Origin of the sequence: Halomonas lysinitropha (assembly GCF_902500215.1) — a bacterium.
Taxonomy (GTDB): domain Bacteria; phylum Pseudomonadota; class Gammaproteobacteria; order Pseudomonadales; family Halomonadaceae; genus Halomonas; species Halomonas lysinitropha.
The window spans coordinates 133,265-156,301 of record NZ_CABVOU010000015.1; the positions used below are offsets into that span (position 1 = coordinate 133,265).

Below are 23,037 nucleotides of genomic sequence, written 5' to 3' on the forward strand. Positions count from 1 at the left end.
TAACGATCGCACGTCGATGGATGCGAGACACGCTGAAGCTTGTTATCGACTGCGTCAATCCAACCCATTCTGGAGCCTGCTATAGATACTGAGATGCTGAGTCAGCCATCTGGGTCAGAAGAGAGGGCTACGTGAGCGCCTTCCGTTCGCTTTCCCATCGCCAGCAGGGCCTGCTGCTGACCGGCGGCGGGGCGCTGATCATGTCGCCAGATGCGCTGCTGATCAAGCTGGCGGCGCTGCCGGATGCCGAGATCCTGATGTGGCGGGGACTCCTCTCCGCCCTGGGTTTCTTTTTGATCGTGCTGGCCCGCCATGGAAGCCGGAGCCTGCAGGTCTATCAGCGCTGCGGTTGGACGGGTGTGGCAGTCGCTCTGCTGTTCAGCCTGACGACCTGTGGCTTCGTGCTGGGCAATCAGTACACCAAGGCGGGCAATGTCCTGCTCATCCTGGCGGGCGCACCACTGATCGCCGCCCTGCTGTCCCGTGTGATTCTCGCCGAGCGGCTACCGCGCCGGACCTGGCTTTCGATCGGGCTCTGCATGCTGGGTATCGGGATGATCGTGATCGACGACACTGGCGTGGGCTCCTGGGTGGGTAATGCCTTCGCCCTTATGGCGGCCACCACCCTGGCCCTCAACTTCACGCTCTGTCGCCGGCGCCCTGGCGTGGACATGAGCCCCATGCTCGTCTTCAACGGCTTGATCGTGGGCGGTGGTGCCGCCCTGGTGCTGTTGCTGGGCGGCGGCGGGTTCGCGATGCCGCCGATCGATCGCTGGTTGCTGGTGGTTCTGCTGTGCCTGATCATCGTGCCGACGGGCGTGACCCTGCTGCAGCGTGGGCCGCTCTACCTGCCCGCCGCCGAGGTGGGCCTGCTGCTGCTCCTGGAAGTGGTGGTCGGTACCCTCTGGGCCTGGTGGCTGCTCGGCGAGACGCCGGCGCCCATCGCCCTGGTGGGGGGTGGACTGGTGCTGGGCACCCTGGTCACCAAGGGGCTCTATGAGCGGCGACTGGAACAACGATTGCGGACGGCGGTCGGTATCGACTAATCGGGAGAGACAAATGAAGATCACGCGCTTGAAGACCTGGCAGGTACCCCCTCGCTGGCTCTTCCTCAAGATCGAGACCGATGAAGGCGTTTTCGGTTGGGGGGAGCCCGTCATCGAAGGACGCGCGGCCACCGTGGAGGCGGCGGTCCACGAGTTTGCCGACATGCTCGTCGGTGAGGACCCCCATCGTATCGAGCACCTCTGGAACCGCATGTACCGTGGCGGCTTCTACCGGGGCGGACCGATCCTGATGAGCGCCATCGCCGGTATTGACCAGGCCCTCTGGGACCTCAAGGGTCGCGATCTGGGGGTTCCCGTGCATCAATTGCTGGGCGGTGCCTGTCGGGAACGGATGTGGATGTATGCCTGGACGGGCGGGGATCGTCCCAGCGAGGTGGGAAAGGGGGCCCAGGCCCTGGTTGACCAGGGGTTCACGGCCTTCAAGATGAACGGCACGGCAGAAATGGCCATCGTCGATTCCCATGGGCGCATCGACGAGGCGGTCGCTCGGGTGGCCGAGGCCCGTCAGGCGGTGGGGCCCGAGGTGGGCATCGCCATCGATTTCCACGGCAGGGTCCATCGGCCCATGGCCAAGGCGCTGCTCCGTGAGCTCGAGGCCTTCCATCCGATGTTCGTGGAGGAGCCGGTACTACCGGAGCATCTGCCCAGTCTCAAGCAGATCGCCGGGGGGCTGGGGTATCCCATCGCCACCGGTGAGCGGCTCTTCACTCGCTACCAGTTCCGTGACCTGCTCGCCGACGGCATGGTGGATATCGTCCAGCCGGATATTTCCCACTGTGGCGGTATCAGCGAGGCTATGCGCATTGCCAGCCTGGCGTCCTGCCATGATGTGGCCCTGGCGCCCCACTGTCCTCTGGGTCCTCTGGCCCTGGCCGCCTCGCTCCAGGTGGATGCGGTCAATCACAACGCCTTCATCCAGGAGCAGAGCATGGGGATTCACTACAACCAGGACAATGACGTCCTCGATTACCTGGTCGACAAGTCGGCGCTGGCCATCGAGGACGGCTATTGCCGGATTCCCCAGGGACCGGGTCTGGGAGTGGAAATCGACGAGGCCTTCGTTGAGGAGCGCGCCAAGGTCGGCCATCGCTGGCGCAACCCGCTCTGGAGCCACGCAGATGGCTCGGTGGCCGAATGGTGAGGGTCGAGAGGCGATGGTCACCATTAAGGAGGACCTGATGAACGACAATCCCCGTGCGCTCCAGGCCGCCCTGGCCGCCTGCCCGTTGGTCGCCATCCTTCGCGGCATCCGGCCCGAGGAGGTGCTGCCCGTGGCCGATGCACTGATTGCCAGCGGCTTGCGCCTGATAGAGGTGCCGCTCAACTCGCCGGATCCCTGGGACAGCATCGCACGGCTGAAGGCACATTGTCCGGCGGATATCCTGATCGGTGCCGGGACCGTGCTCTCGGTCCAGGACGTGGCCCGCCTGGCGAGCCTGGAGGCCTCCCTGCTGGTGACCCCCAATACCGATGTCGAGGTGATCCTTGCCGGGCGAGATGCCGGACTGGCGCCCCTGGTCGGCTGCATGACACCCACCGAGGCCCTGGCGGCGGCGCGTGCCGGTGCCAGCGCCCTCAAGCTCTTCCCGGCCGGGAGCCTAGGCATCGGCTATTATCGCGACCTGCGCGCCGTCCTGCCCGCCGATCTGCCGGTACTGGCGGTGGGCGGCATCGGTGTCGACGAGCTAGCGGGTTGGCAGGCCGCCGGTATTGCGGGGTTCGGCCTGGGCGGAAGCCTCTATGCACCGGGGCGCTCGAGTGATGAGGTCGGCCGGCGTGGTGCCGCCCTGGTCGCCGAATGGCATCGTGTCCGGGCAACGCCAGGGATGGCGACATGAGGGAGGCCTTTATCGCCGTCGACTGGGGGACGAGCAATTTCCGGGCCTTTCTGGTGGATGGCCAGACCGGTCGCTGCCTCGACGAGAAGTGCTCCTCTGCCGGCCTGAGGGCCTTGAGCCCCGAACAGTTCCCCCACTATTGCCGACAGCAGCTGGCCGAATGGCGGACGGCCGCGGGAGGCAGCGCACCGATCCCTGTCTATCTCGCCGGCATGGTTGGGGCGCGTACCGGCTGGGTCGAGGCGCCACAGCTGGAGATGCCGCTGACTCTCGAAACCCTCGCGGAAAACCTGATGCCCGCTCCCGGACTGGATAATGCCTGGCTGGTGCCCGGTGCCAGGATGGTGACCTCCTCTCATGTAGACGTGATGCGCGGAGAGGAGGTGCAGGCCTTCGGCGCCTTGTCGCTGGCGGGAAGGCAGGATGGGCTCTGCTGCCTGCCGGGAACCCACAGCAAGTGGGTCAGCGCCCGGGAGAATACCTTGACCCATTTCACGACGCTGATGACCGGCGAGCTCTTCCATGTGCTGCGCTTCCATACCCTGGTGGGTCAGCCGATCCCTCGCGAGGAGGCCTTCGATGCAGAAGGCTTCGAGCAGGGGCTCGCCGCTGCCCGGCATCCGGCGGGTCTCCTGCATGCGCTCTTCGAGGCGAGGAGTCGTCATCTTCACGCTGGTCTTGAGCCGGCGCAGGTCGGCAGCTTTCTCTCGGGCGTGCTGATCGGCAGCGAACTCGCCGCCATGCAGCCATGGATCGAAGCAGAGGAAGGTGTCGTGCTGGTCGGGTCCCGTGAGCTCAGTGAGAGCTACCGACGGGCCATGGAGACGGCCGGGCTGGCCGTCTGTCAGGTCGAGGCCGACAGGGCCAGCATCGAGGGGATTCGGCTACTCAACCAATGGCGGTCCGGATCTCCGGGATAGCCGGCCTAAGAGCACTGGCTCCCCTCGTTAAGCCGCATTGTGATCAACTCCCGCTTACCGCCGTGAGATCCGGCAGCCAGGTCACGATCCCCGGGAAGGCGATCAGGATGACCAGCACCACCACGAGTGCCACATAGTAGGGCAGCATCGCCTTGACCAGTTGCTCCATGGATACCTTGCCGACCCCACAGCCCACGTAGAGGCAGGTACCTACCGGCGGGGTGAGGAGCCCGATCCCCAGGATATAGGCCATCAGGACGCCGAAATAGACCGGATCCACGCCCACCGAGGTAGCGATCGGCGTCAGCATCGGTGCCATGATGACCATGGCGGGAGTCAAGTCCATCACGAAGCCGACCAGCAGCAGCAGGCCGGCGACGATCATCAGCAGCCAGAACGGGTCCTGGGTGATCGCCTGGACCTGCCGGACCAGCGTCTGCGGGACCATGTTGATGGTCAGGAACCAGGCGATGACCGTGGCGAACGCCAGCAACAACAGCACCATGCCGGTCAGTCGGGCGGTGCGGATCAGCATCCCCCAGAGATCGCGCAGCGGGAACTCCCGGTAGACCAGCAGTGAAATGGCCAGCGAATAGAGCAGCGCAGCCACCGCGGCTTCCGTGGCCGTGAACACCCCGGCGATGATGCCGCCGATCACGATCACCGGCAGTACCAGCGCCAGCCAGGCCGCCTTGAAGGCCTCCCAGAGCACATCGAGGCGAAATTTCCGCGTCTGCCCGGCATGCTTGAGGGTGGCCAGGATGAAGGTGGTGAGCATCAAGGCAAAGCCGATCATTACCCCCGGCACGATACCGGCGATGAACAGTCGACTGATCGAGGTCTCGGTGACGATGCCGTACAGGATCAGGGGGATGGAAGGTGGAATGATGATGCCGATCACCGAGGAAACGGTGTTGATGGCAGTGGCATGGGGTGCCGAGTAGCCCTGCTGTTTCATGGAGGGAATCATCATGGCCCCGGTGGCCGCGGTATCGGCGACGGCCGAGCCGCTGATGCCGCCGAAGAACATCGAGCCGGTGATGGCTACCTGGCCGAGCCCGCCGCGCATGAAACCGACCAGGGCCCCGGCCAGATCCATTAAGCGATGGGCGATCCCGCCCTGGCTCATGACCTCACCGACCAGGATGAAGAAGGGAATGGCCAGCAGCGGGAAGCTGTTGACACCGCGGATCGACTGTTCGATGAGGATCGACAGCGGGATGTCCGACATGACCGCCATCACCACGGCGGCGACGCCCAGGCCGAAGGCGATGGGCAGTCCGATACCGATGGAGGCGAACAGGATGGCCAGAAAGATCCATAGCATGGCTCAACGCGCTCCGTTTTGAGAATTGGAGGACAACGGTGGCGTGCGGATCAGCCGCACACATTGCCAGGCGCGCCACAGCGCCACGGAGAGGATAAAGATCGAGCACAGCACCAGGGAGACGTTGATCAGGTTCCAGGGCACGCCGAGGATCGCGGTGCGGCCGGTGGAACGGGACATCACCACATAGCCGCCCCAGATCATGATGCCCATCAGCACACTGATGATCAGGTGTTGCATCAGGTAGAGCGTATAGGCGGCACGCGGCTTGAGCTTGCGAACCACGAAATCCACGGCGATATGCTCGAAGTGGGCGAAAGCGGCCGCCGCCCCGATGAAGACCAGCCAGACAAACAGCATCCGGGCCAGCTCATCCGCCCAGGGCAGCGAATTGTTGAGCAACGAGCGTCCGATCACGTTGGCGGATACCGAGATGATGAGGGCCACCAGGATGGCGGCGATCAGGTGTTCCATGGCCACGGTCAGCCAACGAAAGGCCGCGGGTCCCTTTCGCGCCTTGAAATCCAGCTCGAGGGCGCGGCGGTTGGGATCGGCAAGATAGGCATCGATATCGGGTGGGGCAGAAGTCGATTCAGACATGGCGAGACTCCAGAGACAGGACAAGGGGCCAGGCAAGGCCCCTTGTCGCTGAACGATCATCGGATGACGCGATATCAGTCGTTCATGGTTTCGTCGACGATCTCGCGGATATCGGCAATCAGGTCTTCGCCGATCTCCGGCGCCCATTCGTCATAGACCGGCTGCACGGCTTCCTGGAAAGCGGCGATCTGTTCGTCGTTGAGGCGCGTGATCTGCATGCCGCGCTCCTCGAGCTGGTTGCGCGCCCAGTCGTCGTACTCGGTAGCCAGCTGGATCTCGTAGGCCGCGGACTTGCGAGCGGCCTCCTGGACGAGCTCCTGGTACTCGGGGTGCAGGTCATCCCAGGTGCGCTCGGACATCATCAGGATGAAGGGCGTATAAACGTGGCGCGTCTCGGAGCCATACTCCTGAACCTCGTGGAAGTTCGACGTCAGGATGGTGCTCCAGGGGTTCTCCTGGCCATCGACGACGCCCTGTTCCATGGCCGAGAAAAGCTCACCGAAGGCCATCGGGGTAGGATTGGCACCCAGGGTTTCCCAGATGGACAGGTGGACCGGGTTCTCCATGGTACGGATGGTCAGGCCGCCCATGTCGAGTCCGCCGACGTCTTCCGGCGTCTCGACCGGACGCACGCTGTTGGAGAGCTGGCGATAGCCGTTCTCGGAGAAGGCCAGCGCCTTGATACCGCTACCATCGAAGGCGTCGAGCATGCCCTGGGCGACGTCGGAGTTCATGACTGCCACGGCCGCCTCACGGGTCGGCAGCAGGAACGGCAGGTCGAACGCCGCCAGTTCCGGCACATAGGTAGTGGCTGGCGAGGAGGAGGGATAGGACATGTCCAGGGTGCCGGTCTGCATCATCTCCATCATCTGGACATCGTCACCCAGTTGGCTGTTGGGGAAGACGTTGACGGTGAGCCGTCCGTCGCTGCGCTCGGCGAGGATGTCGGCGAAATATTGGCTCGAGAGATACTGCGGCGACGTTTCGGCCAGGCCGATGCCCATGCGGATGGTGTGGCTACCGTGATCACCGACCATCTCACCGTCGATGGCAGGTGGCTCGGAGAGGTCCGGTGTCTGTGCATGGGCCATGCCCAGGGTGAGGGTGGCCGCGCCGGCCAGTGTCAGCGTGCTGCGCCAGATAGGCATCATGGCATCTAACTCCTTGGTGTCCTGCGTGATGAGCGCCGTTGGGCCTTGGCCTCGGTGAGCCTCATCGCGGAACAGGGTGGCGAATTATTGATTGGTTCCACATTCCGGCAGCGCCGTCGAACTCCGTCGGGACTCCAGCAGCGATGGCGGGTCACAAGGGAAAACTTAGTTCAGATCTCCGCCTGGCGACAAATTTCACTATGAATGACGGTATGCTTGTATGACAAGTATGAGAGGAGAGAAAACCATGCAGACATCCGAGACCCCCTTCAAGTACCGCCTCCTGGCCGGCGAGACGTTGACCGGGTTGTGGCTGGGCCTGGCCAATCCCTACACGGCCGAGATGGCGGCTACGGCGGGATTTGACTGGTTGCTGCTGGATGCCGAGCATTCGCCCAATGATCTGAAAGGTCTGCTGGGCCAGCTTCAGGCCATTGCCCCCTACGCGTCCCATCCCATCGTGCGGCCACCGGTCGGCGACTCGGTGCTGATCAAGCAGTACCTGGACATCGGGGTACAGACCCTGCTGGTGCCCATGGTGGAAACGGCCGACCAGGCTGCCGGACTGGTGGCGGCCATGCGCTATCCGCCTGGGGGGATTCGCGGGGTCGGTCATGTGCTGGCCCGTGCCGCCCACTGGGGCGCCGTCGACGACTACCTGGCCCGGGCCGACGACGAGCTGTGCCTGCTGGTACAGGTGGAAACCCTGCGTGGCCTGGAGAATCTGGAAGCCATCGCCGCTACCGAAGGCGTCGACGGTGTCTTCATCGGCCCGGCCGATCTCTCCGCTTCCATGGGGCATCTGGGGGATCCCGGGCATACCGATGTGCGTACGGCGATTCACCAGGCCATCACGCGACTGCGTGCCGTGGGCAAGCCGGCGGGCATTGTCACCGTCGACGAGGACGAGGCCAGGGGCTACCTCGATGCCGGCTGTGGCTTCGTCGGCGTCGGCATCGATACCCTCCTTTTAATGAAGGTGATGCATGGCTTGGCGCAGCGTTTTCGTCCCTCCTGACATCGACAAAGGTTTCATCTCAGCGGGCGGGAAGAATCCGTCCCGCGTTCATCAGGCCGTCGGGATCGAAGAGGGTCTTGATGCCTCGAGCGAGTTCGAGCTCCATCGGCGAGAGTCGCGATAGATAGGCCGCCTGCTTGGTGCGGCCGATGCCGTGCTCGGCGCTGATGCTGCCATCGAAGCCGTCGAGCACCTCGAAGAGTGTCGCCTCCAGCGCATGCAAGTGGTCGTGCTTGGCCTCATCATCGAGTGTGCTCGGTGGCAGTATGTTGAAGTGCAGGTTGCCGTCACCGACATGGCCATAGGCGATGATCTCGCAGTCCGGCGAGGCCGCCATCACTACCTCGGTGGCCTGGGTCACGAAGGCCGGGATCGCCGAGATCGGTACCGAGATGTCGGTGCGCAGATGCTCGCCCCGCAGGCGCTGGCCTTCCAGCATGCTCTCGCGAAATTGCCACAGCTGCTGTGACTGACTCTCGCTGCTGGCCAGAACGCCATTGAGGATCAGCTCGTCCTCCATGCCCTGCTCGAGGAGTTGCTCGAGCATGACCCCGAGATCCACCGGGCCGGTGGCGGCGACTTCCATCAGCACGTACCAGGGGTGGGCGTCGTCCATGGGGTCGCGCAGGCTCGGGGTGGCCTCCATGGCCAGCTCGATGCAGCGACGCGGTATCAGCTCGAAGGCCGTGAGCAGGTCGCTGCAGCCACGCCGGGCCAGGACATAGAGGTCGATGACCGCCTCCACCGATGACACGCCGAGCAAGGCGGTGCGGCTCTGTTCGGCTTTAGGGACCAGCTTGAGCACGGCGCCGGACACGATGCCAAGCGTGCCCTCGCTGCCGAGGAACAGCTGCTTGAGGTCGACGCCGCGGTTGTCCTTGTGCAGGGCATGCAGGCCGTTCCAGACGCGACCATCCGGCAGGACCACCTCCAGGCCGAGGACCAGCTGGCGCATCATGCCGTGGCGCAGCACGTTCAATCCGCCGGCGTTGGTGGCGATGTTGCCGCCGATCTGGCAACTGCCCTGGGCCCCCAGGGCGAGGGGAAAATCACAGTCGTGCTCGGCGGCGGCCTGCTTGACGGTCTCGAGGATGCAGCCGGCGTCCACCGTCATGGTGAAGTTGACCGGGTCGATGTCGCGGACGCGGTTCAGGCGTTCCAGGCTGATCACCAGCTCACTCCCGTCGCTGGCCGGCAGGGCGCCCGCCACCAGGCCGCTATGTCCGCCCTGGGGCGTCATGGCGACGCCATGCTCGCCGCAGAGGTTCACGACCTCGGCAAGTTCGGCGGTGGAGGCCGGGCGCACCACGGCCAGGGGCATGCCCAGCCGGTCGCCGGCCCAGTCGCTGAGATAGCGTGCCTGATCCTCGGGGTCGCGCAGCACGGCCCGCTCGCTGAGCCGCTGCACGAGGATCGCAAGTAGGGGAGTATCGTCGCTCATTGGGAATTACTCCTGCCAGGCGGCACCGTCAGGAAAACGGTGATCGGCCAGCGAGGCGTCGTGCATGGTAATGCTGTAGCCCGGCGCCTCGGGGACCTGGTAACGGCCCCGGCGAATCGACACCGGGTCGACGAAGTGCTCGTGCAGGTGATCGACGTATTCGAGCATGCGGCCGTCGAGACTGCCCGAGACGGCGATGTAATCGAACAGCGAGATGTGCTGGACGTATTCACAGAGGCCGACCCCGCCGGCATGGGGACAGATGGGCACGCCGAACTTGGCCGCCATGAGCACCACTAGGATGACTTCGTTGAGCCCGCCGAGTCGTGCCGCATCGATCTGGCAGTAGTCGATGGCCTCGGCCTGGAGGAACTGCTTGAACATCACCTTGTTGTGGCAGTGCTCGCCGGTGGCCACGCCGATGGGGGCCACCCGGTGGCGGATCTCGGCATGGCCCAGGATATCATCGGGGCTGGTGGGCTCTTCGATCCACAGCGGGTCGAACTCGGCCAGCCGACGCATCTTGGCAACGGTCTCGTCGACGTCCCAGACCTGATTGGCATCCATCATCAGCACCTTGTCCCAGCCGATCTCCTCGCGAAGCAGGGCGGCACGACGAATATCCTCTTCCAGGTCGCCGCCGATCTTCTGCTTGAAGTGGGTCCAGCCCTCGGCGAGGGCGTCGCGCGCCAGCTGGCGCACCTTGTCGTCGCTATAGCCGAGCCAGCCCGCCGACGTGGTGTAGCCGGGAAAGCCATCGCGGCGCATCTCGGTCTCGCGCTCGGCCTTGCCGGATGCCTGGCGGCGAAGCAGGGCGATGGCTTCTTCCGGTGTCAGGGCGTCGGTGACGAAGCGGAAATCGAGACAGCGCACCAGTGCCTCGGGGCTCATGTCGGCGAGCAATTTCCAGATCGGCTTGCCTTCGCGCTTGGCCCAGAGGTCCCAGACGGCATTCACCAGGGCGGCGGTGGCGAGGTGAATCGCGCCCTTGTCGGGGCCGATCCAGCGCAGCTGGCTGTCACCGGTGATCTCGTGCCAGAAGGCGCCCATGTCGGCGGTGATCGCCTCCAGCGAGCGTCCCTCCATGAGGTAGGCCAGGGAGCGCACGGCAGTGACGACGATCTCGTTGCCGCGGCCGATGGTGAAGGTCAGGCCGTGGCCTTGGGGGCCCTTGTCATCGTCGGTGTGCAGGATCACATAGGTGGCGGAGTAGTCCGGTGCGGCGTTCATGGCATCCGAGCCATCCAGTGAACGGGACGTCGGAAAGCGGATGTCCTGGACCTCGACGCGGGTGATGGCGGTCATGGTGATCTCCACATTGTTCGCTACAGGGAAGTCCTGGGGTCAGTCTCGGGAAAGATGCTGCATCAACTGGCGGATGCCGAAGGTCCAGGGCGGTAGTTGGTCGCTGTAACCGACCTCGTTGACCAGGGCGCCAAGCGCGGGAGTGGCAATGGTCACCCGGTCGCCCGGGTGGTGCGTGAACCCCTGGCCGGGGCCATCACGATCCTGGATTGGCGAGAACATGGTGCCGAGGTAGAGCATGAAGCCGTCGGGATACTGGTGGTGGGCGCCGATGGTCTGGGCAACCAGGTCCAGCGGATCCCGGCTGATCTCGCGCATGTCGCTACTGTCATCGAGCAAGAAGTCATCGTCGGCTCCTTCGATGCGCAGCGATACCTGGCATTGGCGCAGGGTGTCGATATCGAACCGCTCATCGAAGACGCGAATGAAGGGACCGATGGCACTGGAGGCATTGTTGTCCTTGGCCTTGCCCAGCAGCAGGGCGCTGCGGCCCTCCACGTCGCGCAGGTTGACGTCATTGCCCAGGGTGGCCCCCCTGACGCGGCCGCGGCTGTCGACCGCCAGCACGACCTCCGGCTCGGGATTGTTCCATTTCGACGCCGGGTGCAGCCCAACGGTGGTGCCAAGGCCCACCGAGGAGAGTGGCTGGGCCTTGGTGAACACTTCTGCGTCCGGGCCGATGCCGACCTCCATGTACTGGGACCAGCCGCCCCGGGCCTGGAGTGCCTCCTTGAGGGCCATGGCCTCGTCCGAGCCGGGTACGATGCGCGACAGGTCCTTGCCGATCAATGACTGGAGCTCCTCGCGAAGCTCGGTGGCCCGCGCCGGGTCGCCGCCCGCCTGTTCCTCGATCACCCGCTCCATCAGGCTGACCGCGAAGGTCACCCCGCAGGCCTTGATGGCCTGGACGTCGCAGGGCGCGAGCAGGTAGGGGGGCCGGGGTGGTGTGGCAAGGGAGTTGGTCAGTAGCGTCTCGACCGAGCCCAGGCGGGGTCCATCGCTGGCACGCACAATCTCGGCAAGATCCTCCCGTTCCAGGAGATCGGCCATGGTCGGGCCGGCGGCACTGATATCGATGACCTCCTCTCCCCGGATGGCGATCAGCGCCGGCCCCGGTTGGGGCGAGTCCAGCCAGGCCCGCCCCACCAGCAGGGCCTGGTGGTGATCGTCGGGAAGAAGGTCGGTCGGCGAGAGCGGAATCATGGTGCCTCCGTAGACGGGAACGGCGGGCGGGCGGCTGGCCAGCCTTCGTCGATCGTGCTATTGGTGTATTGATGTATGACAGGTATGCCATGCGTCACTATAGCTAACAGATGACCTCGTTGCGATAGCGATCTGGAGAGCGACATGTTCGATGAGTTGAAGGGTAGGCGAGTACTGGTAACCGGCGCCAGCCGGGGTATTGGTGCGGCCGTGGCGACTCGCCTCGGGCGACTCGGGTGCCGGGTAGCGGTGCATTATCATTCCAGTGAAACCGGCGCCGAGGCGGTATGCCGGGCGGTTCGCGAGAACGGCGGGGAGGCCAGCCTCGTCAGGGGCGATGTCAGCCGCTCGGCCGAGGCAATGCGTATTGTCGATGAGGCGGCCGAGCACTTGGATGGCCTGGATCTACTGATCAATAATGCCGGCGACATGCTGGGGCGTGTCAGCCTGGACGAGATGAACGATGAGCACTATGACCGGGTAATGGACCTCAACGCTCGTTCGGTGGTCATGGCCAGCCGCGCGGCACTGCCCCACTTCCGGAATGCCGGGCGCGGCAATATCATCCATACGGGGTCTATTGCTGCACGCAATGGCGGCGGAACGGGCGCCGGGCTCTATGCTTCGGCCAAGGGCTTCGTGACGACCCTGACCCGCAACATGGCCAAGGAGCTCGCCGGGGAGAACATTCGTGTCAATGCCGTGGCCCCCGGCGTGATCGCCACCGACTTCCATGAGCGCCACTCCAACGATGCCCAGATGGAAGCGGCGCGCGCGACGATTCCCCAGGGCCGACTCGGCAGCGCGGAGGATTGCGTCGGTGCCTATCTCTTCCTGGCCACCGATGCCCTGAGCGGCTATATCACCGGCCAGGTGATCGAGGTCAACGGCGGGCAACTGATGCCATGAGTGCTTCCAACCAGGGTACTTCAAGACAGTATGACATCGCGATCACCATGGGGGATCCGGCGGGCATTGGACCGGAGATCATCTGCCGGGCGGTGGCCGCCATGTCGCCCGAGGACCGGGCCACGACACTGCTGGTGGGCGATCCCGCCATTTATCGACGTGCCGCCCGGATGCTGGGGAGCGACCTGGACTTCGTCGCTCTCGATGCCGAGGAGACGACACCAGGTAGCATAGCGGTGGCGGTGGTCGAGCTCCCCGAGGGGGTCGAGCTTGCCGAGGGGCGCATCAGTGCCGCCGCCGGCGACATGGCCTTTCGCTGTGTCGAAGCCGCGGTGGACCTGGTCCAGTCGGGTCGTGCCGGGGTGATCGTTACCGCGCCCCTTAACAAGGCGGCACTGCACGAGGCGGGCCACCACTATGATGGCCATACCGGGATGCTGGCCTCACTGACCGGTGCGCCGTCCTCCTTCATGCTGCTGGCCTCGGAGCACCTGTCGACTCTGCACGTCTCGACACATGTGTCGCTGCGAGAGGCCATCGACAGGGTCACGCCGGAACGGATCATCGCCACCGTGGAGGCCGGACACGACCACCTCGTCTCCTTGGGGATCGCGGCACCGCGCATTGCGGTCGCCGGACTCAATCCCCACTGCGGCGAGGGCGGGATCTTCGGCGACGAGGACATGCGCTGCATCGCGCCGGCCGTCGAGTCGCTGCAGGCGCGCGCTTACGACGTCAGCGGCCCGATCTCCGCCGATACGGTCTTCTATCGTGCTTCCCGAGGAGAGTTCGACCTGGTGGTGGCGCAATATCATGACCAGGGCCACATCCCGGTCAAGCTGATCGCCTTCGATACCACGGTGAACGTCAGTCTCGGCCTGCCGATCCAGCGGACCTCGGTGGATCACGGTACCGCCTTCGATATCGCCTGGCAGGGAAGGGCCGATGCCACCAACCTAGGCTCGGCGATTGCCTATGCGCATCGTCTGGTCAGGGACGATCATCCTTGAATGCCTGCCGGGTGGCGATCGTCGCCGATGACCTGACCGGGGCGTTGGATGCCGCGGCGCCCTTTGCGGGGCGAGGGGCCGACACGCGGGTCGTGGTGGCTCTGGAGCATCTCGAGACCCTGCTGGACACCTGGCAAGATTCGCTGCCGGCGGTCATCGCGGTCAACACTCAGTCGCGGCACCTGGATGCCTCGCATGCCGCCGAACGGGTTGCCCTGGCCACGGCCTTGCTGTCCCGAGTATTGCCCGATCTGTGGTTCAAGAAGATCGATTCAACCCTGCGCGGTCAGGTCGTGGCCGAATGCCTGGCGATGCGCGAGGCATGCGGGAAGCGTCTGCTGCTGTCACCGGCGGTTCCGTCCCAGGGGCGCATCCTGCGGGATGCCGAGGTGTTCGTGGAGGGTGTCCCCCTGGCCTCCACGGCCTATGGAGAGGATGCGCGGTCGGCGCCTTCCCTGGGGCCTCTCGATGCGGTGTTCGCTCGCCACGGGGTGTCCCTGACCCGCTATTCGGCCCGGTCGGACGAGGGATTACCCGCGACAGACTGCGTCGCGGATGCGCAGAGCGACGACGACCTCGAGCGCCTCCAGGAGGCCAGTCGGGCCGCGGCGGCCGACTGGCTGCTGGTGGGTGCCGCGGGTCTGGCAATGGCCATCGCCCGGCGCCTCTTCGGCCATTCACAGCCTGGCCGTCGGATACCCCGGGAGGGGCTATCGCGACTCTATGCGGTGGGCTCGCGAAGCCCGCGGGCTGCAGAGCAGGTGAAACGCCTGCGTCGTGCGCAACCCGGGCTGACCATTGTCGAGGCACTGGAACCCTGGGCGTTGGCGTCTACCGTTCGGCCCGACCTGGTGATCCCCGGTGGGCCCCCTCACCAGGCCCATGACGCCGAGGTGGTGGCACAGGCCATGGCGAAAAGGGTCGAGGCCGCGGTCGGTCAATGGCCGCCGGGACCCTGGCTGCTTTTTCTCGCCGGCGGGGACATCGCCATGGCGGTCTTGTCGCGCCTGGCCGTGACCTTCATCCAGGTCGATGCCGAGTGGTCACCGGGTGTGGCGACGGGCGTTCTCGAGGGCGATCGCCAGCGCTGGATCATGACCAAGGCCGGCGGTTTCGGCCATCCGGACCTGCTGGTGGAGCTCGAGGCCAGTCTCGGGTCGCCCCTTGCAAGAGAACATGAAAGGCAATGAAGTCTGCCGAGGGGAGCGCGACCGTTGGCATCCGAGGATGATCGTCCGCGCATGGTTGCGTTGTCGGGTACGAAGCACTAGCTTTGAGTCAGGTGGTATGAGACGTATACAGGAGGACACTGATTCAAGGCGTCTGTCCTTCAAGGGTCTGTCCCTGAAGTGCCTGGCCTCGAGGGCCTTGACCCTGAGGAAAGGCCTTTGAGCTCGGGGAATAGCAGACAGCGGCAAGAATCCATCCAGCCACCTGCAAGATCACAACCACAACAACGTCCAGAGCCTGTGAGGAGAAATACCATGAGCGACAAGAAGAGCCAACGCCAAGCGAGATTCGTGCACGCCATGACGGCTGCCATGCTGGCGGCCGGGGTAAGTATCGCCGGCATTGCCCAGGCACAGGAGACCCTGAATTTCGCCCACGTCTATGAGACCTCCGAGCCCTATCACGAGTGGGCGCTGTGGGCGGCCGAGGAGATCGCGGAGCGGACCGACGGGCGCTATAACATCGAGGTCCATCCCGCCTCGTCGCTGGGCAAGGAGGCCGACATCAACGAGGGTCTGCAGCTGGGTACCGTGGACCTGATCTATACCGGCAATCAGTTCGCCGGACGCTTTTACGGCCCCATCGGCATTGCCGGGGCTCCCTACATGTTCCGCGATTTCGATCATTGGCGTACCTATGCCGACAGTGACCTCTTCGACGAGATCGCTCAGGGCTATCAGGACGCGACCGGCAACGTGCCGCTGGCGATGAACTACTATGGGCGTCGCCACGTGACCTCCAACGAGCCGATCAATGAGCCGTCGGACATGGAGGATCTCAAGATCCGCACCCCCAATGCACCCATGTACATGATGTTCCCCGAGGCCGTAGGCGCCAACCCGACGCCCATCGCCTTTGCCGAAGTGTACCTGGCGCTGCAGCAGGGCGTGGTGGATGCCCAGGAGAACCCGCTGCCGACCATCAAGGCCAAGGCCTTCTACGAGGTCCAGGACTACATCAACCTGACCGGCCACATCACCGATTCCCTGATCACCATTGCCGGCGGACCGCTGTGGAATCGTCTCTCCGAAGAGGACCGCGAGATCTTCCGTGAGGTCTACATGGAAGCCGGTGAGAAGATCACCGAAGACATTCTCCAGTCCGAAGAAGATCTCGTTGCCTGGTTCGAGGAGCAGGGGGTGAGCGTCAATGAAGTCGACATCACGCCCTTCCGCGAAGCGACCGTGCCCTACCATACTGGTGAAGACGCCACCTGGGATCAGGAAACCTACGACCGTCTTCAGGCGCTCGGTCAGTAATCTCCTTCTCGTTGCCGACACGCCACCCCTTCAATGGGGTGGCGTTCTCTGCGGAGCTAGCTTATGACGACCGAAAAATGGCCTGACGGGGAGTCCGGTTTTCAGATCGAGGAAGACGATACCTTCGAGTGGCGGGACTACGGGGTCGAGGATTACGTCACCCTTGCGGTGTTCTGGGTGCTGGCGCTGGACGTCTTCGTCCAATTCTTCAGCCGTTACGTACTGGGCAATTCCATCGCCTGGACAGAGGAAATGGCTCGCTACCTCCTGGTGATGGTGGGCTTCATGGGCGGCGCCATGACGGTGCGAAAGGGGTCCCAGATCGCCGTCGAGTTCTTCTATCGCTACATGCCGTTCTGGATGGCTCGAACAGCTTCGACACTGGTGGATCTGGCTAACATTGCCTTCTTTGCCGCCATGGTCTGGCTCACCTTCAATCTGTCCAGCCTGACCACGGCACTGATGACATCCGTGGATATTCCCAAGAGCTATCTCTACTACATCGTGATGCTGGGGTTCGTGCTGATGCTGGTGCGCGCCGTTCAGCTAGCCATCCGCCACTGGCACAGCGGTACCAGTGAGCTGCTGGCTCCAAAGTGATAACGTCGACCGAGAGAGCCTTTCCATGTCCAATATCCTGACCCTGAGAGGGCGCGGTCCCCTGGTGCCACCGGTGCTCGCAGCGCTTGCTATCCTTGGCTGCATCGCCTTGGCGGTCACCGAGCAGTACCTGTTTTTTCTCTTCGGCATGCTTTTCACCCTGCTGCTGCTTGGTGTGCCGATTGCCGTCAGCCTGGGGGGATCCAGTCTACTGTATGTGGTGTTGTCCGGGAGTGTGCCCGAGGTGGTGGTCGCTCAGCGCATGATCAGCGGCATCGATAGTTTTCCATTGTTGGCGATTCCGTTCTTCATCCTCGCCGGCAACCTGATGAATAACGGCGGTATCACTTCGCGTATTTTCGACTTTGCCAAGGCGCTGATGGGCTGGATGCGTGGCGGTCTCGGTCACGTCAACGTCGGTGCCAGTATCGTCTTCTCCGGCATGTCGGGTGCAGCGGTGGCCGATGCCGGTGGCCTGGGGACCATTGAAATCAAGGCTATGCGCGAAGCTGGCTACGATCAGGAGTTTGCGGTAGGCATCACTGCGGCGTCCTCGACCATTGGTCCCATTATTCCGCCCAGTCTCCCCATGGTGATTTATGGTGTCATGGCGTCGGTATCGGTGGGCCAGTTGTTCGTGGCCGGCTTGGTCCCTGGTCTGCTGATGGGCCTCGTGCTGATGCTGATGATATTCTTCTTGGCAAGGCGTCGTGGCTATCAGCGTGACGCCGCTTTCTCCTGGTCGGTGCTGTGGCAGACCTTCAAACGCGCCATCCTGTCGCTGTTTACCCCGATAATCATCGTCGGCGGCATCATGACTGGTGCCTTTACTCCCACCGAAGCGGCTATCGCGGCAGTGGTCTATGCGCTCTTTCTGGGGGGCGTGGTGTATCGCATCCTGACCTGGCGGCGATTGCTCAAGGTCAGCATGGAGACCATCGAGACCACTGCCGTCATCCTGTTGATTGTCGCGGGGGCTTCGATCTTCGCCTGGATCCTGACCAGCAATCAGGTCGCTCAGCAAGTGGTCAACCTGCTCGGCCCCCTTGCCGATAACCCTGTGGCCACGCTGATCATCATCAACATCGTGCTGATTATCGTCGGCTGCTTCATGGAGACCATTGCCGCCATTACTATTCTGGTTCCGGTACTGCTGCCGCTGGCGGTGGCATCCGGGGTCGACCCCGTCCACTTCGGGGTGATCATGGTCCTCAACCTGATGATCGGCCTGCTAACGCCGCCTGTCGGCATGGTGCTCTACGTGCTCTCGCGGGTGTCGAACATCTCCTTTGAAAAGTGCATGCGCGGCACCCTGCCGTTCCTGATTCCGTTGGTGATTTCGCTGCTGTTGGTGACCTTCATTCCGGCGATCTCACTCTGGCTGCCAACCCTCGTCTATCAGTGAGCCATGCCGCCACGAGAGGAAAAAGGAAAACCGATCGATGAAACAGCCAACGCAGGAGTTCCGGGTCCCCGTCGACGACCTGGAACATTTTATCAAGAAGGCGCTGATCCGCTCCGCTACCGATGAGGCCTCGGCCGAGGCCGTGACTCGGGCCCTGGTCACCGCCTCGCGGATGGGGACCGACAGTCATGGCCTGCGGTTGCTGCCTCATTACCTCAAGGCGCTGCAGGGGGGGAGGATCAGTGGGCATCCCGAGATGCGCTTCAGTCGCCGACTGCCGGCGACCGGCTTTCTGGATGCCGACAATGGTTTCGGTCACCTGGCCGCGTACACCGCGATGTCACATGCTGGCGACATGGCCGAGGAGGTCGGACTCGGGGCGGTGGCTGTCGGGCATTCGTCGCATTTCGGCGCTGCGGGTTGCTATGCCATGGCCGCGGCAGAGCGTGGGCTGATCGGCATGGCCTTCTGCAATTCTGATCCTTTCGTGCTCCTGCACGAAGGCAAGGCACCCTTCCACGGCACCAATCCTATCGCCTTCGCTGCTCCGGTAGCGGGAGACTCACCCTACTTGCTGGACATGGCGACCAGCTCAGTGCCCTGGAACCGTGTTCAGCAATACGGCGCTATCGGCCGGGAGTTGCCGGATCAGGTCGCTGCCGATGCCCGAGGCGAGGTGACCCGTCAGCCCGATGAGGTGGCGGCACTCCTGCCCCTCGGAGGTAGCGACTTCGGCTTCAAGGGGGCGGGGCTAGGAGGCATGGTCGAGGTGCTCAGTTCGACGCTGGCGGGTATGCTCAACGGCTTTCGCCTTCTGCCCATGGGCGGGCCGGATATGTCGACGCCGCGGGGTATCGGGCATTTCGTCCTGGCGATGAACCCGGCCGCTTTCACCGAAGCGTCGACCTTTCAGGCCTGCCTGAGCGACTATCTTGCGGATCTGCGTTCCCGCCCGGCCATGGCCGACAGCGAGGTCATGGCACCCGGGGATCGTGAATGGCGGTGTCGGGCGCAGCGCGATGCCGAAGGTATTCCTCTGGACAGCGCCAATCAGGCGGCCTATGCCGCCATGGCGAGCGAACTCGGCTTGGAACCGCTCAAGCCCATGGCTTGAGCACAGGATTGCTGCAGTGCGGTATAATGCAGCCCGATTCGTGTTCTAGATAACCCACGGGGAGGGCGTATATGAGCAGATACCGGGTGGAGCGCAAGACGCTTTCCGAACAGGTCGCTGAACAGCTCGAGGCGGAGATACTCGAGGGAAGGCTCAGCGAAAACGATCAACTTCCCTCCGAGCGAGATCTGATGGAGCAGTTCGGGGTGGGGCGTCCGGCGGTTCGCGAAGCCCTCTTCTATCTGCAGCGCCTGGGGCTGATTGCCATCAACAGCGGTACCCGGGCGCGGGTTATCCGGCCTACCGCCGATGCGGTGATGGCAAGGCTCTCGGGCGTGACGCGCCAACTGCTTTCCAAGCCCGATGGCCAACAGTATTTCCAGGAAGCCAGGGCCATGTTCGAGATCTCGCTGGCGCGCTATGCGGCCCGCCACGCGACCGAGGCCGACCTCCTTCGCCTGCGCGAGGCACTGCAGGAAAATCGCGACGCCATCGGTGACGAGGCGCGCTTCAAGCGATCCGACAACGACTTCCACGGTGTCCTGGCCAGCATCGGTCGCAACCCGATCTTCGATGCCATTCATGTCGCCCTCTCCGAGTGGCTCGATGATCGTCGCGCCCAGGTGCTGCAGCAAAAGGACGAGGACAAGGCGGCCCTTGCTGCCCACATCGAGCTCGTCGAGGCCATCGAGTCGCGAGATCCCGATGCCTCGGAAGCCGCCATGCGTCGCCACTTGGATCGCCACTATGGCACCTACATGCAACTCAAGAAGCGGCTCTCCTCGGACTAATGGTTGCATCAGCGGCCCGCTCAGCGTGTCTTCCTGTGTGAGTCGCCTCCTTCGGACTGGCCGACCATTCCCGTCGAATGCAGCACGGACGCCAGCAGCGGCGTGGCATGCCCCAGTGCCCGTGCCATCTCATGCACCGGCGCAAGGCGTCTACGCAGCTTTTCCTGATGATGCTGGGCAATATCCTCGAGGCGATGGTCCAGGAAGGGGTTGCTGAAACGCTCCAGGGTCGTCTCGATATAGTCCTCCACCCGCAGGCCGGGAAGTTCGCGCTCGAGTACCGGCAATACCTCATCGCGCAGCATCGACTCCAGTGGCGCCCGTAGCGAGGGTTCCTGCATGGCCTCGCGCACATAGCTCAGGCGCGATGTCAGCCCCTGGTCATACCAGCGCTGGACGAGCCAGCTATGGGAGAGGTTCAGGACGTGCAGCTTGCGTTTCTCATAGGGGGTAAGGTCCTTCACGACCTGCACATCGGGATGATGGCAGGGAAGTTCGAGCCCCGTTGTTTCCCGGATGGCCCAGAGGCCATAGGGTTCGGCGACGGCTCCCACCGGCTCGATGGTACTCGACACGATGCGATCGACCAGGGTATCGATCCACAGGCACTCCTGGTTCAGCCAGGCGAGAAAGTCCGAATCGGTGTAATGGGCATCGGCGTGGTCGTGGACGATCTCCCGAAGGCGCTGGCCGTTTGACGGGATCAGTTCGCAGGGCATCAGCGTGACCCCCCGGCCGTTGCGCACATAGCGGGCACGAAGCAGCTTTGTCAGGCGGGCGGGAAAGCTGGCGGGAAGGGCATGTCGCGGGTCGTCATCAGCGGGGATGGCGTAACCGTCCTCTCCGGTGTTGGAGACCACATGGGTGATCTCCTCGACGAAGCGGCGTTCGATCTCTTCCCAGTCGCTGTCGGCGATCAAGCAGGCGGCGAGGCTATCGACCCATTCTTCGGTATCGATGGTCCGGCCGTCACGTCTGCCGCGAAAGTGAACCGGGTACTGCAATCGTTCGGCGAGGTCACTGGCCTTGCGTCGTCCCTCCGGGCGCGAGGAGCCCTGGACGATCACGATTCGCTTGTCACTGCGCCTTGCCGCCAGTGATTCACTGACGAAGTAATCGACATGAGCCAGCAGGAAGCGGCTGGTACCAAACTGCAAGATCTCGGCGGGTTGGTCAGGCTGCGGTGCGATCATGAGAAGGTATCCTAGAGGGAAACGCCGCGCTTCCAGGGGATGAAATCGTACTGGGCCAGCCCCACGGCCTTGGCGCGATAGCGTCCCGAGGCGGTGTCGATACACAGCTGCAACAGGCGTTCGGCGAGCTCGTCGATGCTCGCTTCGCCGCGGATCACCGGGCCGCTGTCGAAATCGATGACATCCGCCATGCGCCTGGCCATCTCGCTGTTGCTCGAGATCTTGAGTACCGGGACGACGGGATTGCCGGTGGGCGTCCCCAGCCCGGTGGTGAACATGATCAGGTTGGCCCCGGAGCCGGCCAGGCCGGTGGTGGACTCCACGTCGTTTCCCGGGGTGCAGAGCAGGTTGAGTCCCTTGCGGGTCTGGGGCTCGGTGTAGTCGAGGACATCGACCACCGGGCTGTCGCCGCCCTTCTTGGCCGCTCCGGCGGACTTCATGGCATCGGTAATCAGGCCGTCGCGGATGTTGCCCGGCGAGGGATTCATGGAGAAGTCGGCGCCGACCCGGGCGGCATGCGCCTGATAGGCGTTCATCAACGCCAGGAAGCGCTCGGCCACCCGATCGTCGCGGCAGCGGGCCAGCAGTTCGTGCTCCACGCCGCAGAGCTCGGGAAACTCGCTGAGGATGCCGCTGCCGCCCAGCGCCACCAGGCGATCGATGACGCCACCCACCACGGGGTTGGCCGATAGCCCCGAGAAGCCGTCGGAGCCGCCGCATTCCACGCCGATGGAGAGCTCTGAGAGCGGAGCGGGGGTTCGCTCGACACGATTGGCCTCGGCCAGGCCATCGAAGATGGTGGTGAGGGCCTCACGAATAAGCGCCTCCTCGCTGACGCTGGCCTGCTGCTCGAGATAGTGCACCGGTCGCAGCCCCTGGGGATCGCGCTCGGCGACGGCACCCTTGAGCATGTCGATCTGCGCCTTCTGGCAGCCCAGACTCAGCACCGTCGCGCCGGCAACGTTGGGGTGGCAGATGTAGCCGGCGAGCAGCTGGCAGAGGGCGGTGGCATCGTCGTCCGTGCCGCCGCAGCCCAGGGTATGGGTGAGAAAGCGGACCCCGTCGACATTGGGGAAATAGCGCTCGGTAACGGGCGGCGAGGGCTCGACTCCGGCCGCCCCGTGGAGCAGCTCCCTGGCCAGGCGCTTGTAGTCGCGATAGGGGTCCTCGCCCAGGGCGTCGGCGACGCTCTGGCGCAGCACCTCGATGTTGCGGTTCTCGCAGAAGACGAGGGGAACCACCAGCCACAGATTGGCCGTGCCGACCCGGCCGTCGGGACGATGGTAGCCATCGAAGGTGGCGCCCTGGAAGGCGGAAACATCGGGTGCCTGCCAGTCGCCTCGGCGGGCCCGGGGGGCGGCGGAGGCGGTGCTGTGCTCGATATTCTCGGTGGTGAGGGCCGCGCCCGTCGGGATGGGCTGAGTCGCCCGGCCCACGGTGACGCCGTACATGATGACGGTGTCGCCGACCTTCAGGGAGGCCAGGGTGAACTTGTGCTTCTGGCGGATCGGCTCGCAAAGCACGATGCGCTCTCCGTCATCATCTATCTCGTGGCCCGCGGGCAGGTTGCGTAGGGCGACGCGGACGTTGTCGGCGGCATGGACGCGCAGGCTCTCGAGCTGGCCGACGTCACGGGCGATGGTCTGGTTCATGGCA

Annotated in this window: 21 protein-coding genes; 13 read left to right on the plus strand and 8 right to left on the minus strand. The window is 64.1% G+C overall.

Features of this window, described 5'->3' with window-relative positions; genetic code table 11:
• Positions 1-131: 131 nt before the first annotated feature.
• Genes HALO32_RS01715 through HALO32_RS01730 form a run of 4 tightly spaced genes read left to right on the plus strand, consistent with a single transcriptional unit; the run spans position 132 to position 3,825 of the window.
• Positions 132-1,046, plus strand: a complete 915-nt coding sequence (locus HALO32_RS01715; RefSeq protein ID WP_151442056.1) for a DMT family transporter — start codon at positions 132-134, stop codon at positions 1,044-1,046.
• Positions 1,047-1,059: 13 nt separating this feature from the next.
• Entirely contained in the window at positions 1,060-2,208 is a 1,149-nt protein-coding gene (dgoD, locus tag HALO32_RS01720; RefSeq protein WP_151442057.1) for a galactonate dehydratase, read from the plus strand.
• Between the two features lie 37 nt (positions 2,209-2,245).
• Complete coding sequence (locus tag HALO32_RS01725; RefSeq protein ID WP_151442058.1) at positions 2,246-2,905, plus strand: 2-dehydro-3-deoxy-6-phosphogalactonate aldolase; 660 nt, start codon at positions 2,246-2,248, stop codon at positions 2,903-2,905.
• Positions 2,902-3,825: a 2-dehydro-3-deoxygalactonokinase gene (locus HALO32_RS01730; RefSeq protein WP_151442059.1), complete on the plus strand. Its 924-nt coding sequence runs from the start codon at positions 2,902-2,904 to the stop codon at positions 3,823-3,825. Before HALO32_RS01725 ends, HALO32_RS01730 begins: the two co-directional genes overlap by 4 nt.
• Before the next feature lie 43 nt (positions 3,826-3,868).
• On the opposite strand, the gene HALO32_RS01735 is transcribed toward HALO32_RS01730, so the two are convergent.
• The 3 genes from HALO32_RS01735 to HALO32_RS01745 form a co-directional block, all read right to left on the minus strand.
• A complete protein-coding gene (locus HALO32_RS01735) occupies positions 3,869-5,152 on the minus strand; it encodes a TRAP transporter large permease (RefSeq protein WP_151442060.1) in 1,284 nt (427 codons plus the stop codon).
• Positions 5,153-5,155: 3 nt separating this feature from the next.
• Positions 5,156-5,752 carry a TRAP transporter small permease gene (locus tag HALO32_RS01740; protein WP_151442061.1) on the minus strand — a complete coding sequence of 199 codons (597 nt, stop codon included), beginning with the start codon at positions 5,750-5,752 and terminating at the stop codon, positions 5,156-5,158.
• A 74-nt stretch (positions 5,753-5,826) separates the two neighbouring features.
• Complete coding sequence (locus tag HALO32_RS01745) at positions 5,827-6,903, minus strand: TRAP transporter substrate-binding protein (RefSeq protein ID WP_151442062.1); 1,077 nt, start codon at positions 6,901-6,903, stop codon at positions 5,827-5,829.
• A gap of 247 nt (positions 6,904-7,150) precedes the next feature.
• Between HALO32_RS01745 and hpaI the strand changes: the two genes are divergently transcribed.
• The gene (hpaI, locus tag HALO32_RS01750; protein ID WP_151442063.1) at positions 7,151-7,921 is read left to right on the plus strand and encodes a 4-hydroxy-2-oxoheptanedioate aldolase; all 771 of its coding nucleotides are present in this window, start codon (positions 7,151-7,153) and stop codon (positions 7,919-7,921) included.
• 19 nt (positions 7,922-7,940) lie between these two features.
• Here the strand turns inward: hpaI and HALO32_RS01755 are convergent, their stop codons facing one another.
• Genes HALO32_RS01755 through HALO32_RS01765 form a run of 3 tightly spaced genes read right to left on the minus strand, consistent with a single transcriptional unit; the run spans position 7,941 to position 11,870 of the window.
• Positions 7,941-9,362: an FAD-binding oxidoreductase gene (locus HALO32_RS01755; protein WP_151442064.1), complete on the minus strand. Its 1,422-nt coding sequence runs from the start codon at positions 9,360-9,362 to the stop codon at positions 7,941-7,943.
• A gap of 6 nt (positions 9,363-9,368) precedes the next feature.
• The gene (locus tag HALO32_RS01760; protein WP_151442065.1) at positions 9,369-10,667 is read right to left on the minus strand and encodes an L-fuconate dehydratase; all 1,299 of its coding nucleotides are present in this window, start codon (positions 10,665-10,667) and stop codon (positions 9,369-9,371) included.
• A 39-nt stretch (positions 10,668-10,706) separates the two neighbouring features.
• Entirely contained in the window at positions 10,707-11,870 is a 1,164-nt protein-coding gene (locus tag HALO32_RS01765; protein WP_151442066.1) for a fumarylacetoacetate hydrolase family protein, read from the minus strand.
• Between the two features lie 144 nt (positions 11,871-12,014).
• Here HALO32_RS01765 and HALO32_RS01770 point away from each other — a divergent pair, with 144 nt between their 5' ends.
• The 8 genes from HALO32_RS01770 to nanR all read left to right on the plus strand — a co-directional run bounded on the left by HALO32_RS01770 (position 12,015) and on the right by nanR (position 20,188).
• Positions 12,015-12,779, plus strand: coding sequence for an SDR family NAD(P)-dependent oxidoreductase (locus tag HALO32_RS01770; protein ID WP_151442067.1), 765 nt, complete (start codon positions 12,015-12,017; stop codon positions 12,777-12,779).
• A complete protein-coding gene (gene pdxA, locus HALO32_RS01775; RefSeq protein WP_151442068.1) occupies positions 12,776-13,789 on the plus strand; it encodes a 4-hydroxythreonine-4-phosphate dehydrogenase PdxA in 1,014 nt (337 codons plus the stop codon). Before HALO32_RS01770 ends, pdxA begins: the two co-directional genes overlap by 4 nt.
• Complete coding sequence (locus HALO32_RS01780) at positions 13,786-14,979, plus strand: four-carbon acid sugar kinase family protein (RefSeq protein ID WP_151442069.1); 1,194 nt, start codon at positions 13,786-13,788, stop codon at positions 14,977-14,979. The genes pdxA and HALO32_RS01780 overlap by 4 nt, the downstream gene beginning before the upstream one ends.
• Before the next feature lie 294 nt (positions 14,980-15,273).
• The gene (locus HALO32_RS01785; RefSeq protein WP_225809647.1) at positions 15,274-16,278 is read left to right on the plus strand and encodes a sialic acid TRAP transporter substrate-binding protein SiaP; all 1,005 of its coding nucleotides are present in this window, start codon (positions 15,274-15,276) and stop codon (positions 16,276-16,278) included.
• 63 nt (positions 16,279-16,341) lie between these two features.
• Positions 16,342-16,878, plus strand: coding sequence for a TRAP transporter small permease (locus tag HALO32_RS01790; protein WP_151442070.1), 537 nt, complete (start codon positions 16,342-16,344; stop codon positions 16,876-16,878).
• 25 nt (positions 16,879-16,903) lie between these two features.
• Positions 16,904-18,283, plus strand: a complete 1,380-nt coding sequence (locus tag HALO32_RS01795) for a TRAP transporter large permease (RefSeq protein ID WP_151442071.1) — start codon at positions 16,904-16,906, stop codon at positions 18,281-18,283.
• Between the two features lie 37 nt (positions 18,284-18,320).
• Positions 18,321-19,397 (plus strand): Ldh family oxidoreductase, encoded by a 1,077-nt coding sequence (locus HALO32_RS01800; protein WP_151442072.1) that lies wholly within the window; start codon positions 18,321-18,323, stop codon positions 19,395-19,397.
• Between the two features lie 71 nt (positions 19,398-19,468).
• On the plus strand, positions 19,469-20,188 hold the full coding sequence (nanR, locus tag HALO32_RS01805) for a transcriptional regulator NanR (RefSeq protein WP_151442073.1): 720 nt from the start codon (positions 19,469-19,471) through the stop codon (positions 20,186-20,188).
• A gap of 20 nt (positions 20,189-20,208) precedes the next feature.
• Here the strand turns inward: nanR and HALO32_RS01810 are convergent, their stop codons facing one another.
• Positions 20,209-21,381, minus strand: coding sequence for a mannitol dehydrogenase family protein (locus HALO32_RS01810; protein ID WP_192576410.1), 1,173 nt, complete (start codon positions 21,379-21,381; stop codon positions 20,209-20,211).
• 11 nt (positions 21,382-21,392) lie between these two features.
• Positions 21,393-23,033 (minus strand): UxaA family hydrolase, encoded by a 1,641-nt coding sequence (locus HALO32_RS01815; protein ID WP_151442074.1) that lies wholly within the window; start codon positions 23,031-23,033, stop codon positions 21,393-21,395.
• Positions 23,034-23,037: the final 4 nt, after the last annotated feature.